Below are 16,618 nucleotides of genomic sequence, written 5' to 3'. Positions count from 1 at the left end.
CGGTCCCATGGGGGACGGCGATCCGGGTGGAGGGCCCTGAACGATATGTCCCATCTCAACTCTCCGTCCCCACCAATGGTCACGGACAACAGAGAACATATCGGGTCTCTTCTGGTAAGAACGTCTCGATGAGCATCGTCGTCGTACGCCGCCCGGAACGCCGCCCCGGCCCCAAACCGCCGCGCGGCGAGGTGCTGCTCGAATCCCCGCCCGAGATCCCCGAGGTCCAGCCTCAGGGGTTCTCGATGGTCCTGACCTATCTGCCCATGCTCGCGGGCGCCGCGGCCATGGCCCTCATGTTCACCGCCTTCGGCAACGCCAACCCGATCATGTACGTGGCCAGCGGCCTGTTCGCGCTGTCCATGGTCGGCATGACGGCGGGCCAGCTGGGCCGCCAGCTCGGCGAGCGCAAGTACAAGCTCAACGGCGCCCGCCGCGACTACTTCCGCTACCTGGGCCAGGTGCGCAAGCGGACCCGGCGTGCGGCCAGGCAGCAGCGCGAGGCCCTGGAGTGGAGCGGGCCCGAACCCGACGCCCTGTGGTGGATCGCCATGGGCCCGCGGCTGTGGGAACGGCGGCCGCGCGACGAGGACTTCGCCACCGTGCGGCTCGGCACCGGTGTCCAGAAGCTCGCCATCCAGCTCATCCCGCCGGACTCCAAGCCGGTCGAGGACCTGGACGCGCTGTCGGCCGGCGCGCTGCGCAGGTTCATCAGGGCGCACTCCACCGTGGCCGGGCTGCCGGTCGCCGTGGCGCTCGGCTCGTTCGCCAGGATCCGCGTCAGCGGCGACCCGGCGACCGTGCGCGACCTCGCGCGTTCCATGATCGCTCAGCTGACCGTGTTCCACTCACCCGACGACATGCGGATCATGGTGTGCGCGAGCGGCGAGTGGATGCCCTACTGGGAATGGGTCAAGTGGCTGCCGCACGCGCTGCATCCCGAGGAGACGGACGCGGCCGGCCAGGTCCGGCTGATGACCGAGAACCTGAGCGAGCTGGACCGGCTGGTCGGCGGTGAGCTCAAGGAACGGGCCAGGTTCCGGCCCGGCGCGGCGGCCGACGCGCTCCCGTACCACGTGCTCATCGTGGACGGCGGGCACGTGCCGCAGGAGTCGCAGCTCGGCAGTGACGCCATCCAGGGCGTGACGGTCATCGACCTGTCCGGCACGACCGCCGACGTGGAGGAGAAGAGCACGCTCCGGCTCGACGTCCAGCCGGACGGGTTCCACATGGTGAAGCTCGACCACACGGGCAAGGAGCACAGGACCCGGCTCGGCGACCCCGACCGCCTCGACTACCTGCGGGCCGAGGGCCTGGCCAGGCAGCTCGCGCCGCTGCGCACCTCGGCGGCCGGCGGCGGCGACGCCGAGGACGTGCTCTCGGTCAACACCACGCTCACCGACCTGCTGGGCGTCGGCGATCCCGGCCTGCTGGACCCGGCGGTCGCCTGGCGGCCCCGGGCCGGCCGCAACAGGCTGCGGGTGCCGATCGGGCTCGGCGCCGACGGCCGGGTCGTCGAACTCGACATCAAGGAGTCCGCCCAGGGCGGCATGGGTCCGCACGGGCTGGTCATCGGGGCCACCGGCTCCGGCAAGTCGGAGCTGCTGCGCACGCTGGTGCTGGGCCTGGCGGTCACGCACTCGTCCGAGATACTCAACTTCGTCCTGGTCGACTTCAAGGGCGGCGCGACCTTCCTCGGGCTGGACTCGCTCTCCCACGTCTCGGCGGTCATCACCAACCTGGAGGACGAGCTCCCGCTGGTCGACCGCATGTTCGACGCCCTGCACGGCGAGATGGTGCGCCGCCAGGAACTGCTCCGGGCGGCTGGCAACTACGCCTCGCTGCGCGACTACGAGCGGGCCAGGGAGCAGGGGGCCGAACTGGCGCCGCTGCCGACGCTCTTCGTGGTGCTGGACGAGTTCAGCGAGCTGCTGTCGGCCAAGCCGGAGTTCATCGAGCTGTTCGTGATGATCGGCCGGTTGGGCCGCTCCCTCGGCGTGCACCTGCTGCTCGCCTCGCAGCGGCTGGAGGAAGGACGGCTGCGCGGCCTGGACACCCACCTGTCGTACCGGATCGGCCTGCGGACGTTCTCCGCCATGGAGAGCCGGGTCGTGCTGGGCGTCGCCGACGCCTACGAGCTGCCCTCCGCGCCGGGCAACGGCTACCTCAAGTTCGACACCACCGGCATGACCAGGTTCAAGGCCGCGTACGTGTCAGGCCCCTACCAGCCGGACGGCCGCCGCGCCGCCTCGGACGACGGGCACACGATCCTGCGCCAGGTCGTCGAGTACGGCTCGGCGTACGTGCCGCTCCCGGTCGTGCCGAAGCCCAAGGAGGCCCCGGTCGCCGAGGTGGAGGAGCGCTCGTCGCAGACCAGCCTGCTCGACATCATGGTGCGGCGGCTGCAGGGGCACGGCCCGGCGGCGCACCGCATCTGGCTGCCCCCGCTCGGCGAGCCGCCCACGCTGGCACACCTGCTGCCGGCGCTCTCGGTCACCCCGGAGCTCGGGCTGTCCACGCCCGGCTGGGCCGGCCGGGGCACCCTGCACACCGTCATCGGCATCATCGACAAGCCGTTCGAGCAGCGGCGCGACCCGTACTGGCTGGATCTGTCCGGCGCGGCAGGGCACATCGGCGTGGCCGGCGGGCCGCAGAGCGGCAAGAGCAACGTGCTGCGCACGCTGATCACCGGCATGGCGCTCACCCACACGCCGCGCGAGGTGCAGTTCTACTGCCTGGACTTCGGCGGCGGCGGCCTGGGCATCCTGGACGGGCTGCCGCACGTGGGCGGCGTGGCCACCAGGCTCGACACCGACCGGGTGCGCAGGACCGTGGCCGAGGTGTCGGGGATCCTGCGGCAGCGCGAGCGGGGCTTCGCCGAGCGCGGCATCGACTCCATCGCGACCTACCGCCGGATGGTGGCCGAGGGCACCGCCCAGAGCGACGGCTTCGGCGACGTGTTCCTGGTCGTCGACGGATGGCTGACGATCAGGCAGGAGTTCGAGAGCCTGGAGGCCGTGATCACCGACCTGGCGGCCCGCGGGCTGGGCTACGGCATCCACGTGGTGGCCGCGACCAACAAGTGGTCGGAGTTCCGGCCGGCCATCAGGGACCTGTTCGGCACCAGGATCGAGTTCAAGCTGGGTGACGCGTACGAGTCGGAGATCAGCAGGAAGGCGTCGATCGCCGTGCCCGAAGGCGTGCCGGGGCGCGGCCTGACCCGCGACGGCATGCACTTCCTCGCGGCGCTGCCGCGCATCGACGGCGGGCGCGGCGCCGCGGACGTCTCCGAGGGCATGCGCTCGCTCGTGGAGGCCGTGCGGCAGTCGTGGCAGGGGCCGTCGGCGGCGCCGGTGCGCCTGCTGCCGTCGCTGCTGCCCGTGGCCCAGCTGCCGGGGCCGGAGCAGACGGGGCCCGGCAGGATCGCGATCGGCATCGACGAGGACGCGCTCGCGCCCGTCATGCTCGACTTCGACACCGATCCGCACTTCATCGTGTTCGGCGACAACGAGTGCGGCAAGTCCAACGTGCTCAAGCTGATCATGGAGGGCCTGGTCACGCGGAAGACGCCGAGCGAGGCCATGATGATCGTGATCGACTACCGGCGCTCGCTGCTGGACACGGCGGTGACCGACCACCGCATCGGCTACGCCGCCTCCAGCACGGCCGCCGCCGAGCTGATCCAGGACGCCCGCAGTGCCCTGCTCAACCGCCTGCCGCCGGCCGATCTGACGCCCGAGCAGCTGCGCTCGCGGAGCTGGTGGCAGGGCTCGGACCTGTACATCGTGGTCGACGACTACGACCTCGTGGCGACCACCAGCAACCCGCTGCTGCCGCTGGCCGAGCTGCTGCCGCAGGCCCGCGACATCGGCCTGCACCTGGTGCTGGCCCGGCAGAGCGGCGGCGCCAGCCGTGCCATGTTCGACCAGGCGGTGCAGCGGCTGAAGGAGATGGCCAGCCCGGCGCTGATCATGTCGGGCAACCGCGAGGAAGGCCAGCTCTTCGGCAACGTGCGGCCGCAGCAGCTGCCCGTCGGACGCGGCTTCCACGTCGACCGCAGGCTCGGCTCGCGCCTGATCCAGACCGCCTACCTCGGGCAGGAGCAACAGTGACCTTCGTCGACGTGCACGTGCAGGCGCTGGAGGAGTGCGGGAGGCAGGCACTGCGGGTGAAGAACATGCTCGATCTCGACGACGCCTTCGTCGGCACGGACCTCAAGGCCCCGTCCGGCGACACCGATTCCACGATCTTCGGAACCCTGGAGGGCGCGGCGGGGCTGGCCGGCAAGATCGACGCGGTCTGGGCCTCCGTACGGGAGGAGCTCGGCGCGGGGCGCAACCGCCTGGAGAACGTCGAGCGCGCGCTCGGCGAGGTCGCCACCAACTTCCGCGGCGCCGAAGGGGCTTCGACCGTATGAGCGTGGTTTCTGACCTGGCCGCGCTCAAGGCGAAACTGGCCGGCGACCCGCAGGCGATCAGGGACCTGGCCGGCAGTCTGCGGACGGCCGGCGGGCACGTCGCCACCGCCACGAACCGGCTGGTGACGAACGTGAACGAGGTCGGCAAGGCCTGGGCGGGCGGCTCCGCCACCGCCTTCACCGGCTACATGGCCGCCTACCCCAAGGCCGGCGGCGACCTGCAGGGCGCGCTCACCTCCTGCGCCACCGCGCTCGACACCGCCGCCAACGCGCTGGAGACCGCCCACGGCACCGTCAAGGGGCTGCACGCGTCCGCGGGGACGGCGGAGAGCACCTACCGGGGCGACCACGCCGACGCGGCCCAGAGCGACGTCGACGCGTACGTCAAGGCCCAGCTCGGCGGCGACCCCGTCGGCCAGGCCCGCAAGGCCGTGAGCGACGCCGAGGAGGCGCTGACCACCGCCAAGGGCGACCTGGAGAAGCAGCTCGGCGAGGACGGCTTCGGCTTCTTCAAGGGCATCCGCCAGCCCGGCGGCACCGACTTCCTGCCCGGCGACAACGAGGCCGACTGGCGCAAGGTCACCGGCTACAGCCCCACCGGATACCGCGACGACCGCACCACGCTCGCCTCGACCGACGGCGGCCCCGGCGCGGTGAACGTCTCCGGCGGCGGGGCCGGCGCGCCGTCCTCGTACGGGAACACCCCCGCGCCCAGGGCGCAGGTCGTCGAGTGGATCAAGCAGGCGCTCACCGTCATCAAGTCGCCGGAGATGGCCGCGATCCTGCGGCGGCGCGGCCTGGACGTGAGCGACCTGGACCCGAACGACCCGCAGGACATCCAGCGGATCTGGACGATCATCCACCACGAGTCCGGCGGCAACCCCAACGCCATCAACAACTGGGACATCAACGCGCGCAACGGCGTGCCGTCCCAGGGCCTGATGCAGACCATCCCGCCCACGTTCAACGCCCACCACCTGCCCGGCTACGACAAGATCCGGGAGCCGGTGGACAACATCATCGCCGGGGTGCTCTACACCTACAGCCGCTACGGCGACCTGTCCGGCCACCCGGGCATCGCGTCACTGTCACGCGGCGGCGGCTACAAGCCGTACTGATCCCGCATACGGAGTTACGGCGGCGTGAACACTGCCCTTCACCTGGGCAAACACCGAAATTTCCGGCGGGGCGCACTGGTACAAAGATCACGTGTCGACTGATCAGGAGCCCGCGCTGACCAGCCCGTGCCCGCACGCCCCCGGATGCCCGCCACCCGTCTGCCTGCCGCCGGCGCTGCTGCCCACCACCGCCGCCGGGACGCGGACCACACCCGTCCGCGATCCGGGCGGCTCAGGCCAGTCCGGCTACGAGAGCGCCATCGGCTACCTCGACAGCTTCGCCGGCACCATGACCGAGGCCGCGGAAGGCGTGGGTCTGGTCAGGCAGCGGACACCGCGCTTCGAGGGGTGGAACCTGGCTCCCCTCGCCGGGATGCCCGTCGTCGGCCTGATGTTCGTCAACCGGTTCAACACCATCGCCGACACCTGGAGCGACAGCGCGGGCATCCTGCGCGACGTCCTCGTCACCGACGCGGGCAAGATCAGCAGGTCCGCCCTGAACTACCGTCGGGCGGAGCACCGGTGACCGAGCCTTCGGAGCTGGTCGTCCCCGGCCGGACCACTCCCCCGCCGGGTGTCCAGCAGCTCCACCTGACAGACACCCGCGGCAACGTCACCAGGACCGTCCAGGTGCCGCCCGCCGCCACGCGCACCGACCCCGGCTTCTTCAAGCGCCTGGTCACCCAGCTCAACCCGCTGCGCCAGACCACCAGGGGCGCGATGCTGCTGTCCGGGCTCGGCGGGGCCGCGCTCGCCATGGACGTCGCCGCCACCGCCAACCTGGGCAACCCCTTCCTGTTCTACGACCGGCGCGAGACCTGGAAGGAGATGTCCGGCTCGCTGGAGGGCGACCGGGCGAATCTCTGGCGCGGCTATTTCGACGACGTCTCGCCCCACTGGAAGGGGCAGGCGGCCGGAATGCTGCAGCAGTACATCAGGTTCAACGTCAACGGCCTGTTCGGCCAGCTCGGCAAGGTCGGGGACGAGATGAGCGGCGCCATGCACGGTCAGTTCAAAGAGGTTCTCGAGTACGACCTGTCGGTCATCGGGCTGTACGCCGGCTCCGCGCCGATCCTGCGCACCCTGGCCTCCATGAGCGCGCAGCCCGTCGCCCGGGTCGCCCTGATGACCCAGGTCGGCGTGTTCACGACCGCGCTCGGCAACCTCGTCAAGCAGTTCGCCGACGTCTACAACTCGTACGAGGGCGACCTCAACAAGCTGGAGCTGAAGCTGAACGACCTGCGCGGGGCCTTCTACGAATCCGGCGACCCCGGGCGAGGAGCACGCGATCTGCGGTTGTCGCCGACCATCGAGGACCCGGCCGCCGTGCGGGACCTGTGGGTGCCCGCGGGGGAGGCGTGATGAGCGGGCCGGACGCTTGGGACGGCGACCTCGCCGCCCTCCTGCGTGAGGTGGACGGCTGGACGGCCGGGCTCGCCCGCACGCTGGACGAGCTGGCGCGGGAGCGGCTGGAGGGCACCGACGCGACCGGCGCCGTCCGGGCCCGGGTCTCGGGCACCGGCCGGTTGACCGGGCTGGACATCGACGCTCGGGGCCTGCGCGACCTGGACCACGAGGGAGTGGCCTGGGCCGTCATGGAGGCCGTCGCGGCGGCGCGGAGCGCACTCGGCGACCGGCTGACGGAGCTGACCGGCGGCCCGGCGGACGGCGCCACCGATCCGCTGGCCGCCCACGTCGAGCGTGTCATGCGGGAGGGGTGAACGGTGCGGGAGATGGAAGAGGCGATGGCCCGCTTGGAGGAGCTGATCGCCACGGCGCGGCGGGCCGAGCGGGCGGCGGCGGAGTGGCGCGCGCGCCGGTTCACCGGAAGGGCCGACGAAGGCCGCGTCGTCGCCGTCACGGACGCCCTCGGCACCCTGCTCGACCTGCGGGTCCATCCGCTGACCCGGAGCCGCGCGGACGCCCGCCGCCTCGCCGACGCCATCCTCGCGGCCATCACCGCCGCCGAGGACCAGGCAGAAGCCGCCAGGACCGGCCTGCTCCCGCGCCTCCCCTGACCAGGTTCGGGGGAAGGCGTTCCGGCGTTCGGGGCAAGGCGTTCCGGCGTTCGGGGGAAGGCGCTCCGGCGGGGGAAACGGTCGAGAAACGCGAAACCCCCTCCGGATCACCGGAGGGGGTTTCTGCCGGGTGGGTCAGCCGCAGTTGGCCCAGCCGGTGCGGACGCCTTCGTCCTCGACGCTGCCGGCGAAGCGGACGCACTTGCCCTTGGCGGGCGCCTTCACCGGGCCGGCGTAGTACTCGTAGTTGCCCAGCGCGGTCTTGGTCTCGCCGCCCTGCACCTCCAGGGTGGCGCTCACCTCGGTCGCCTTGCCGATGTTGACCCTCTTCAGCGTGACCACGCAGTTCACCCCGGCGGAGGCGTTGTAGAGCTGGAAGGTCTCACCGCCCTTGAAGGCCTGGCTGCGCTGCACGTAGAAGCCCTCGCCGCAGACCTGGACGGCCGAGTACGGGTTCACCCCGGGCTTGGCGGTCGCCGTGGGCTTGGCCGTCGGCTTCTGGGTCGGCTTCTGGGTCGGGACCGCCGTCGGCGCCACGGTGGGCACCGCCGAGGGCGCCACGGTCTCCGTGACGGTCGGCGTCGGGGTCGGCGTCACGGTCACCGTGACCGTCGGGGACGGCGTCGGCGTCGGGGTGGGCGTCGCGGTGACGGTGGCGGTCGGCGCGGGCGACCCGGTCGGCTCGACCCTGTCCCGCGCCCGCGTCGGACGCGCCGTCGGCTTCCCGTTCCTGTCTTCCGTCACGGTCACCGTCGGCTGCGCCGTGGCTTGCTGCGGCACCGGCTGGGTGGTGACCAGGACCGGCGTGGGCACGGTGCTCAGCTCGGGAGTCGCGGGCGGCTGCGACGTCCAGTCGGTGGGCAGCACCATCGGGCCGACGTCGTTCGCCTCGCCGCTGGACGGCGTGGCCCACGGCACGGTCACCTCGGGCTGGCTTCCCTGCGGCTGGTCGTCCTGCGGGGCCGGGTTCTTCTCCCCCTGGGCGACGCCGTTCTCCACCTTGTCGCGGCCGGAGCCGCGCTCCTCGGCCTGGTCGCCTGCCGCGGCCACCGGCTCGAAGCGCTGCGTCGAGGCGTACTGGTTGGCGCCCCACAGCCCCACACCGGACAGCAGCGCCAGCGCGCCCACCGCGGCCACGAGGCCCGCGGGGAACTTGCGCGGCGCGCGGGAGGGCACCGTCTGCCCCGCCACAGGCGCCTGCCGGGGCTGTTCCGGCGGCGGCGCCCAGCCCGGCGCGGCCGGCGGCACCGTCACGCCGCGCATCGGCTCCTGCTCGGCTGGGAGCGCTCCCTGAGGGGAGCCGCCGGGAAGGGCGCCCTGCGGCGGCACAGGGCCGTCGGAAGCGCCCTGCGGAGGTACGGGACCGCCGGCCTGCGGAGGCAGCGGAGCGGTCGGCTGCGGCGGCACCGGCGGCGGGCCCCAGGCCTGCGGCGGCGGCCCGTCGACCGGCACGCCCTGCATGGGCACGCCGTCGAACGGCACGCCCTGACCCGGCACACCCTGACCCGGCACGCCCTGACCCGGCGCGCCCTGCATCGGGATGCCCGGCACCGGCACGCCCTGGAGGGGCGCGCCCTCGGGGCTGCCCTTGCGGGCGACGACGCCGCCCCGCTTGTCGCCGAGGAGCTGCAGCAGCGCCATGTAGGTGGTCGGCCGCTGCGCGACGTCCTTGGACAGCGCCGACATGACCACCCGGCGCAGCGGCTCGTCCAGGTCACCCGGCTCGGGCTCGCCGTCGAGCACCGCGGCCTCGTCGTGGCCGAACGGCGGCTGCCCGGTCGCGGCGAACACGACCGTCGTCGCCCAGGCGAACACGTCGGCGTAGGGCCCGTACGCGAGCCCCCGGATCTGCTCCGGCGCCCGGTAACCGGTCTCGCCGGCGGGCTCACCGAGGTCGATGTCCGTCACGCGGGGGCCGTCGGGGCCGATGATCACGTTGTGCGGGGTGAGCCCCCGGTGCGTGATGCCCGCCAGGTGGATCGCGGTGAGCGCGGTGAGCACGCCCACGGCCACCCGTTCCAGGGCGTCGGCCTCAAGAGGGCCGTCCTCGGCCAGGACCTCGGCGAGCGAGCGTCCTTCGACGTGCTCGCGTACGACATAAAGGTGGTCGCCGTGCCGGCCCGCCTCCAGGGTTCTGGCGACGTACGCGCTGGACACGCGTTCCACACCGGTGATGCGGGCGATCTCGTCCTCGCCGGAGTCCGGCGTGGCGGGCAGTAACTTGACCACTCTCAGCGGCGCCTCGTCGGACTCCTCCTTGCCGAGGAACGCCGCCCCGCGCGGCCCGTCCGCCAGCCGTCCGGAGAGGACGTACGCGCCCAGCTTTTCGGGATCACCCGGCCGCAGGGGGTGCATCTTCATCCCTTCATCAAGAGCATGATCTCGAAGGGACATTCAACCGCATCTGCCACATTTGCATCAGTGGTTTCACCGACGAATTGACAAATAGCCGTTAAGTCGCAATCAGGTCGGCCGACTGGCCCGCCAGCGCCGCCTCCGGCCCAGCGGGACGAGCAGCGCCAGCGCCCCCGCCACCATGACGATCATGAGTGCGCCGCCCCCGATCGCCGTGGCGACACTGATGGCGGTCTCGTCGCGGGGCGGGACCTTGGCGATGGCGTCGGCGGGCAGCGCGGACGGCGGCGGGTCGGCCACCACGGGCGCGTTGGCGGCCTCGTACGGCAGCACCGCCGTGACCGCGAGCAGCGGGTTCACCATGCCCGCGCCGGTGCCGCCGCCGACGGCGCCGTCGGCGGTGGCGATGATGCGGCGGCGCACCTGCTCCTGGTTGAGCCGCGGGAAGCGGGCCCGGACCAGGGCGGCGGTGCCGGCCACGTAAGGAGCGGCGTAGCTGGTGCCCTCCAGGCCGCGCTTGTAGCTCCGGCCCGGCCAGGGGGCGGTGAGGTCGATGCCGGGGCCGACCACGCCGACCGGGCTGGCGGCGTTGGAGGAGTCGACGCGGCGGCCGTCGGGGGCGGCTCCGCCCACGGACAGCACGCCGTCGTAGGACGCGGGGTAGGCCGGCACGTCCTCGTCGTCGGGGCCGGAGATGTTGCCGGCGGCGGCCACCACGACGATGTCGGCCGCCAGCGCCCGCTGGACCGCGGCCCGCAGCCCCGGGTGGTCGGAGGCGCGGACGGACACGTTGATCACATCGGCCCGGGCGTCGACGGCGTGGTTGATGGCGTCGACGAGCTTGCCGATGTCGCCCTCTTTCTTGTTGCTCTGCTTGACCATCACGACCCTGGCGTCGGGCGCGACGCCGTGGAAGGGGACGCCGGCGAGGTAGCGGGCGCCGATGATGCCGGAGACCGCGGTGCCGTGGCCGACGCAGTCGAAGTGACCGGTGTGCGTCTCGTCGATGATCTTGGAGATGCGCAGCTGCGGATGGCTGTAGTCGACGCCGCTGTCGACGACCGCGACGGTCACCCCCGCGCCCCTCGTCAGCCGCCAGGCGTTCTTGATGTCGAGCCGCTTCTGCGCCCACGGCTCTCCGGCGGGCAGCTTGAGCGTGCCCTTGCCCGGATCGCACTTGTCGTCCGCGACCGCCGCCGTGGCCGGCCAGGGGGCCACGACGAGATGCAGGGCGAGCAGACTCGCCAGGAGGGCGCGACCGAACATGTCGGGAAAGATTAGCGCGCCGGGTCACGGCGCGCGGAAGCCCCGGCGCCGGCCGGGGCTTCCGCGGTGGCCGCCGTCAGCGAGTCGCGGACTCGATGTTGCCCCGGTAGGTGTCGATGACCCGGGACGCCTCGATCAGCTCCTCGGTCATACGCTGGAAGGCGGTCCGGTAGTTCTGCCACGCGCCCTGGAACTTCTGGGCACCGGGGCCGGTCCAGGCCGTGCCGACCTTGGCGGCTTCCTTGTCCAGCGCCGACATCGTGGCGCGCACGGCCTCGGACTGCTGCTTGAACTGGGCGGACATCGCCTGCATCTCTGCAGGGTCGCCGCCGAGCATGCTCTGGCTCATGCAAACCTCCTGGTTGGGGACGCTGGGTCGGACGGGGAAGCGCCCTCACCCTAGATCGGGCGCCACCGCGTCGTCGGCCTCCATACCGAGCGGCTATGGTCGAATGCAGCACCATCTGGCCTGACCCACCTGCAGGTGATCGTTTTTGAGCACTTAAACTTCCCGCAGTGCTCGCCCAGGAAGGATGGATGTCGGTGCAGAAGGTTCTCATCGCCAATCGCGGCGAGATCGCCGTACGAGTGGCCCGCGCGTGCAAGGACGCGGGCCTCGGAAGCGTGGCCGTCTACGCCGACCAGGACCGTGACGCCCTCCACGCGAAAGTGGCCGACGAGGCGTACGCGCTGACCGGCCAGTCGCCCGCGGAGACCTATCTCGACATCCGCAAGCTGCTCGACGTGGCGGCGCGGTCCGGCGCCGACGCGGTGCACCCGGGCTACGGATTCCTGGCCGAGAACGCCGACTTCGCGCAGGCGGTCATCGACGTGGGCCTGATCTGGATCGGCCCGCCGCCCGCCGCCATCGCCGCGCTCGGCGACAAGGTGCAGGCCAGGCACATCGCCCAGAAGGTCGGCGCGCCGCTGGTCGCCGGCACCAAGGACCCGGTGTCCGGCGCCGACGAGGTCGTCGCGTTCGCCGAGGAGCACGGCCTGCCCATCGCGATCAAGGCCGCCTACGGCGGCGGCGGGCGCGGCATCAAGGTGGCGCGCCGCCTGGAGGAGGTCGCCGAGCTGTACGAGTCGGCGGTGCGCGAGGCGGTGGCCGCCTTCGGCCGGGGCGAGTGCTTCGTCGAGCGCTACCTCGACCGGCCGCGGCACGTCGAGACCCAGTGCCTGGCCGACCAGCACGGCGACGTGGTCGTGGTCAGCACGCGCGACTGCTCGCTGCAGCGCCGCCACCAGAAGCTCGTCGAGGAGGCGCCCGCGCCCTTCCTCAGCCAGGAGCAGCTCGACATCCTCTACTCCAGCTCCAAGGCCATACTCAAGGAGGCCGGCTACGTCGGGGCCGGCACCTGCGAGTTCCTCGTCGGCCAGGACGGCACCATCTCCTTCCTGGAGGTCAACACCCGCCTGCAGGTCGAGCACCCGGTGACCGAGGAGGTCGCGGGCGTCGACCTCGTACGGGAGATGTTCCGGATCGCCGACGGCGAGCCGCTCGGCTACGACGACCCCGAGCTGCGCGGCCACTCGATCGAGTTCCGCGTCAACGCCGAGGACGCGGGGCGCAACTTCCTGCCCGCCCCGGGCACCCTCACCGCCATGCGGGCCCCGTCGGGTCCCGGCGTGCGGCTCGACGCCGGCTACGAGGCGGGCATGACGGTGCCGGGCGCGTTCGACTCCCTGGTGGCCAAGCTGATCGTGACCGGCCGGACCCGCGAGGAGGCACTGGACCGGTCCAGGCGGGCGCTGGCCGAGTTCGAGATCGACGGCATGCCGACGGTGCTGCCGTTCCACCGGGCGATCGTGTCCGACCCGGCGTTCACCGGCGAGCCGTTCAGCGTCCACACCCGGTGGATCGAGACCGAGTTCGACAACACCATCGCCCCGTACGAGGGCGCGACCGAGACCGGTGAGCCCGAGGCGCGCGAGACGGTCACGGTCGAGGTCGGCGGCAAGCGGCTGGAGGTCGTGCTGCCCGCGGGCTTCGGCGCGGCCGCCCCGGCCGCGGCCGGCGCCAAGAAGCCCCGGCGCGCCGGGGGCGGCGCGAAGAAGGCGGCGGCGAGCGGCGACGCGCTGGTCTCCCCGATGCAGGGCACGATCGTCAAGGTCGTGGCCGGCGACGGCGACACGGTGGCCGAGGGCGACACCGTGGTGGTGCTGGAGGCCATGAAGATGGAGCAGCCGCTGACGGCGCACAAGTCCGGCGTCATCACCGGCCTCGCCGCGGCGGTCGGCCAGACGGTCACGGCCGGCGCGGCGATCTGCGAGATCAAGGACGCGTGACGGCAGGGCGGTCCGGGCCCGGGATGGGCCCGGTTTCGCCGTTTTCGGGGCTGCCGGAGGTGAGGAGCCGCCCGATCCGCGGGGATCGCCGCGCACCCACACGGCTCCGGGCAGGTAACGTGCGGAGTGAGGAACTTTGCCGACCGCCCGTTCGTCCTCATGGGCGAAGGAGGCTTGCTGCCAATGACACACCCGTTGCGCCGCGCAGGGGCCGCGATCGCGGCTCTCATCGCCGGTCTACTTGTCACTCTTGCGCTGTCCCCTGCCGCCAACGCGGCGGCGGCTCCGCCCGACGCCCAGACGGTGCTCTCCCATTGGAAGGGCGGCGACCCGCTTTTCGTCGAGTCCGGGTCCGCGCTCAGTTCTGACCAGCAGTCGGAGATCCGTGACGCGCTCAAAGACTCCAAGAACGACATCTACGTCGCGGCTCTGCCCGACGGCACGGTGACCGACCCCGCCGGTTACATCAAGCAGCTCGGCGACGCGGTCGGCACGGCCAAGAAGTCCTCGTCCGGCGGTCAGTGGACCGTCGCCGTGCTCGACGGCCCGACGCTCTTCGCCGTGTCCAACTTCGGCAAGGCCGGCATGACCGACCAGCTGTCGAAGCTCGCCGTGCGCAACAACGACAACGTCGTCGACGGCATGCAGGACTTCATCGCCCGGGTCAACCTGATGGCCGAGGGCAAGGCGCGCTCCGCGCTCGACTCCGGCCCGGTCAACGACGGCAGCGGCTTCGGCGCGCTGGCCACGCTCGGCGTGCTCGCGCTGGCCGGCGGTGGCGGCTACTTCCTCTACTCGCGCAACAAGAAGAAGAAGCAGGCCATCCAGGACGCCAAGGACCTGGCCGCGGTCAAGCAGACCGTCGAGGAGGACGTCACCAAGTTCGGTGAGGAGATCACCGCGCTCGACACCGACGTGGTGCTCTCCGGCGAGGGCGGCAAGCACATCGACGAGTGGCAGCAGGCTCTCGACTCCTACGAGAAGGCCAAGACGCAGCTCGCCGCGGTCGAGCGGGCCGACCAGGTCCGCGAGGTCACCGGCACCCTCGAGGAGGGCCGCTACGCGCTGGCCGTGGTGAAGGCCAGGGTCGACAACCAGCCGGTGCCCGAGCGGCGCGCGCCCTGCTTCTTCAACCCGCAGCACGGTCCTTCGGTGCGTGACGTGCGCTGGGCCCCGCAAGGCGGCGTGGTGCGCGACGTGCCCGCCTGCAAGGCCGACGCCGAGGCGGTGGAGCGCGGCTTCGACCCGCAGATGCGCGAGGTCATGGTCGACGGCCAGCGCCGGCCCTACTACGACGCGGGCCCGGCCTACCAGCCGTACGCCTACGGCTACTACGGCGGCTTCGGCGACATCATGACCGGCATGTTCATCGGCACCATGATGGGCCAGATGATGGGCTGGGGCATGATGGGCGCGATGGGCGGCTTCGGCGGCGGTTACGACGCCGGTGCCGGTGGCGGCGACTTCGGCGGCGGGGGTGACTTCGGCGGCGGCGACTTCGGTGGCGGCGGCGGCTGGGGCGACTTCGGCGGCGGCGACTTCGGCGGCGGCGACTGGTAGGCGACCCGCCTGTTCCGTGACGAGCGCGTTCCCTTCGGGGAGCGCGCTCTTCGCTTTTCCGGATATCCGGCAGCTTCCCTGGGCAAGAGGCTCTCTTGTCCTTCATTTTGCCCGTAATTCCGGAATTACGTAGGATCGGAGTCATGAAGCGTGCCGCAGCCCTGGCCGCCCTCGTCGTGGCCGCCCTCGCCCTGTTCCTGGCCCCGAGGCCACCCGAGCTGAGCACCGCGACCACCGGCGACCCCGCCCTGGCCGAGCTGGTACGGGACGCCGCCGGGCAGGAGGAGCACCGGGGCCTGTCCGTCACCCTCATCGAGGACGGCCGGGTCCGCCACGCCGGAGTGGGCGACACCGGCGGCCCCGACCCCCGCCCGGTGGACCAGAACACCTCCTACGAGCTCGGCTCGATCGCCAAGCCGTTGACCGGGATGCTGCTGGCCGACCTGGCGGACGAGGGGCTCTCCCCCGACACCCCGGTGCGTGACCTGCTGCCCCGCGTGCCCTTCTCCGATCCCGCCGTGGCCTCGGCCACCCTCGCCGAGCTGTCCTCGCACCGGGCGGGGATCCCCAGCGTGCGCCTGACGCCGGTCGGCTTCCTCCGCTCGTACCTGTACGTCTTCGCCGGCGAGAACCCGTACGGCACCGCCGGGCCGCAGAGCATGCTGGACGACGCGGCGGCGGTGTCGGCCGGGAAGCGCGGCGAGGTCTCCTACTCCAACCTCGGCGTCGCCCTGCTCGGCCAGGCGCTGGCCGAGCACGCGGGCACCGGCTACGAGGACCTGCTGCGCACCCGGCTGCTCGCCCCGCTCGGCATGGACGCGACCGTGGTGGTCCAGCCCGGCGAGCCGCTGCCCGCCGGACGCGCCCACGGCGAGGGCGCGAACGGGCAGTCCATGGAGCCGTGGCTCGACCACGGCCACGCCGGCGCGGGCGGCTCCGTCTGGTCCACCTCGGCCGACGTCGCCCGGCTCGTCCAGGCCGTGATGGCGGGCTCCGCGCCGGGCGCCGACGCGGCGCGGCCGCGGTTCGACGCGGACGAGGGCGAGCGGATCGGCTACGGCTGGTTCACCACCCGGTACGGGGACAAGGAGATCACCTGGCACAACGGCGGGACCGGCGGGTTCGGCACGTACGCGGGCTTCGACCGGGCTTCCGGCCGGGGCGTGGTGGTCATGGGCAACACCGGCGCGCGGGTCGACGGGGTGGGCCTGCGGCTGCTGGGCGCCGAGGCGCCGGACGGCGGCGGCCCGGAGATCCGGCCGCTGATCTTCGCCCTGGCCTTCCCGTTCGCCGGGCTCGGCCTGCTCTACGCGGCGTTCCGGGGCTCGGGCCTGGACCGGGTCTCGGTGGTGAGCCGGGTTCTGTGGGCGGCGCTCTTCCTCGCGCTGGGCCACACCGCGGGCGGCTGGGACGTGGTGCCGCCGTTCGTGTGGGCCCTGGGCGCGGGCGTGCTGGGCGCGGGCCTGGGCGCCGCCCTGACCCGGTGGCCCGGGCTGCCGGTCAGCGCGAAGCCGGTGAAGTGGCACACCTGGCTGTCCCCCGCCCTCGCCGTCGCCCTGCTGGCCGGTCTCGCGGTCGTCCTGGTCGTCTGAGGA

Annotated in this window: 13 protein-coding genes; 10 read left to right on the top strand and 3 right to left on the bottom strand. The window is 72.4% G+C overall.

Annotated elements, in window-relative coordinates; all coding sequences use genetic code 11:
* Window positions 1-128: 128 nt before the first annotated feature.
* The 7 genes from eccCa (at window position 129) to ACGFI7_RS03240 (ending at window position 7,553) form a co-directional block, all read left to right on the top strand.
* Entirely contained in the window at window positions 129-4,112 is a 3,984-nt protein-coding gene (gene eccCa / locus ACGFI7_RS03270; protein WP_393398503.1) for a type VII secretion protein EccCa, read from the top strand.
* On the top strand, window positions 4,109-4,417 hold the full coding sequence (locus tag ACGFI7_RS03265; RefSeq protein WP_393398501.1) for a hypothetical protein: 309 nt from the start codon (window positions 4,109-4,111) through the stop codon (window positions 4,415-4,417). The genes eccCa and ACGFI7_RS03265 overlap by 4 nt, the downstream gene beginning before the upstream one ends.
* Window positions 4,414-5,535: a WXG100 family type VII secretion target gene (locus ACGFI7_RS03260; RefSeq protein ID WP_393398499.1), complete on the top strand. Its 1,122-nt coding sequence runs from the start codon at window positions 4,414-4,416 to the stop codon at window positions 5,533-5,535. The genes ACGFI7_RS03265 and ACGFI7_RS03260 overlap by 4 nt, the downstream gene beginning before the upstream one ends.
* Before the next feature lie 91 nt (window positions 5,536-5,626).
* Window positions 5,627-6,061 carry a hypothetical protein gene (locus ACGFI7_RS03255; protein ID WP_393398497.1) on the top strand — a complete coding sequence of 145 codons (435 nt, stop codon included), beginning with the start codon at window positions 5,627-5,629 and terminating at the stop codon, window positions 6,059-6,061.
* Window positions 6,058-6,897, top strand: a complete 840-nt coding sequence (locus ACGFI7_RS03250; protein WP_393398495.1) for a hypothetical protein — start codon at window positions 6,058-6,060, stop codon at window positions 6,895-6,897. The genes ACGFI7_RS03255 and ACGFI7_RS03250 overlap by 4 nt, the downstream gene beginning before the upstream one ends.
* Window positions 6,897-7,256: a YbaB/EbfC family nucleoid-associated protein gene (locus tag ACGFI7_RS03245; protein WP_393398493.1), complete on the top strand. Its 360-nt coding sequence runs from the start codon at window positions 6,897-6,899 to the stop codon at window positions 7,254-7,256. The genes ACGFI7_RS03250 and ACGFI7_RS03245 overlap by 1 nt, the downstream gene beginning before the upstream one ends.
* Before the next feature lie 12 nt (window positions 7,257-7,268).
* A complete protein-coding gene (locus ACGFI7_RS03240) occupies window positions 7,269-7,553 on the top strand; it encodes a YbaB/EbfC family nucleoid-associated protein (RefSeq protein ID WP_393399590.1) in 285 nt (94 codons plus the stop codon).
* A gap of 135 nt (window positions 7,554-7,688) precedes the next feature.
* Here ACGFI7_RS03240 and ACGFI7_RS03235 read toward each other — a convergent pair whose 3' ends face one another.
* From ACGFI7_RS03235 to ACGFI7_RS03225, 3 genes are all read right to left on the bottom strand, one after another.
* The gene (locus ACGFI7_RS03235) at window positions 7,689-9,914 is read right to left on the bottom strand and encodes a hypothetical protein (RefSeq protein ID WP_393398491.1); all 2,226 of its coding nucleotides are present in this window, start codon (window positions 9,912-9,914) and stop codon (window positions 7,689-7,691) included.
* A 102-nt stretch (window positions 9,915-10,016) separates the two neighbouring features.
* Window positions 10,017-11,174, bottom strand: a complete 1,158-nt coding sequence (locus ACGFI7_RS03230; protein WP_393398489.1) for a S8 family serine peptidase — start codon at window positions 11,172-11,174, stop codon at window positions 10,017-10,019.
* A gap of 76 nt (window positions 11,175-11,250) precedes the next feature.
* Window positions 11,251-11,523, bottom strand: a complete 273-nt coding sequence (locus ACGFI7_RS03225; RefSeq protein ID WP_364301259.1) for a WXG100 family type VII secretion target — start codon at window positions 11,521-11,523, stop codon at window positions 11,251-11,253.
* Between the two features lie 194 nt (window positions 11,524-11,717).
* On the opposite strand from ACGFI7_RS03225, the gene ACGFI7_RS03220 reads away from it, so the two are divergent.
* From ACGFI7_RS03220 to ACGFI7_RS03210, 3 genes are all read left to right on the top strand, one after another.
* On the top strand, window positions 11,718-13,463 hold the full coding sequence (locus ACGFI7_RS03220; protein WP_393398487.1) for an acetyl/propionyl/methylcrotonyl-CoA carboxylase subunit alpha: 1,746 nt from the start codon (window positions 11,718-11,720) through the stop codon (window positions 13,461-13,463).
* 183 nt (window positions 13,464-13,646) lie between these two features.
* On the top strand, window positions 13,647-15,023 hold the full coding sequence (locus tag ACGFI7_RS03215; RefSeq protein WP_393398485.1) for a hypothetical protein: 1,377 nt from the start codon (window positions 13,647-13,649) through the stop codon (window positions 15,021-15,023).
* Window positions 15,024-15,166: 143 nt separating this feature from the next.
* Window positions 15,167-16,615 (top strand): serine hydrolase domain-containing protein, encoded by a 1,449-nt coding sequence (locus tag ACGFI7_RS03210; protein WP_393398483.1) that lies wholly within the window; start codon window positions 15,167-15,169, stop codon window positions 16,613-16,615.
* Window positions 16,616-16,618 lie beyond the last annotated feature (3 nt).

The sequence above is a fragment of the Nonomuraea sp. NPDC048826 genome, from assembly GCF_043198225.1.
GTDB lineage: Bacteria > Actinomycetota > Actinomycetes > Streptosporangiales > Streptosporangiaceae > Nonomuraea.
This window is presented reverse-complemented; position numbering and strand designations above follow the sequence as displayed.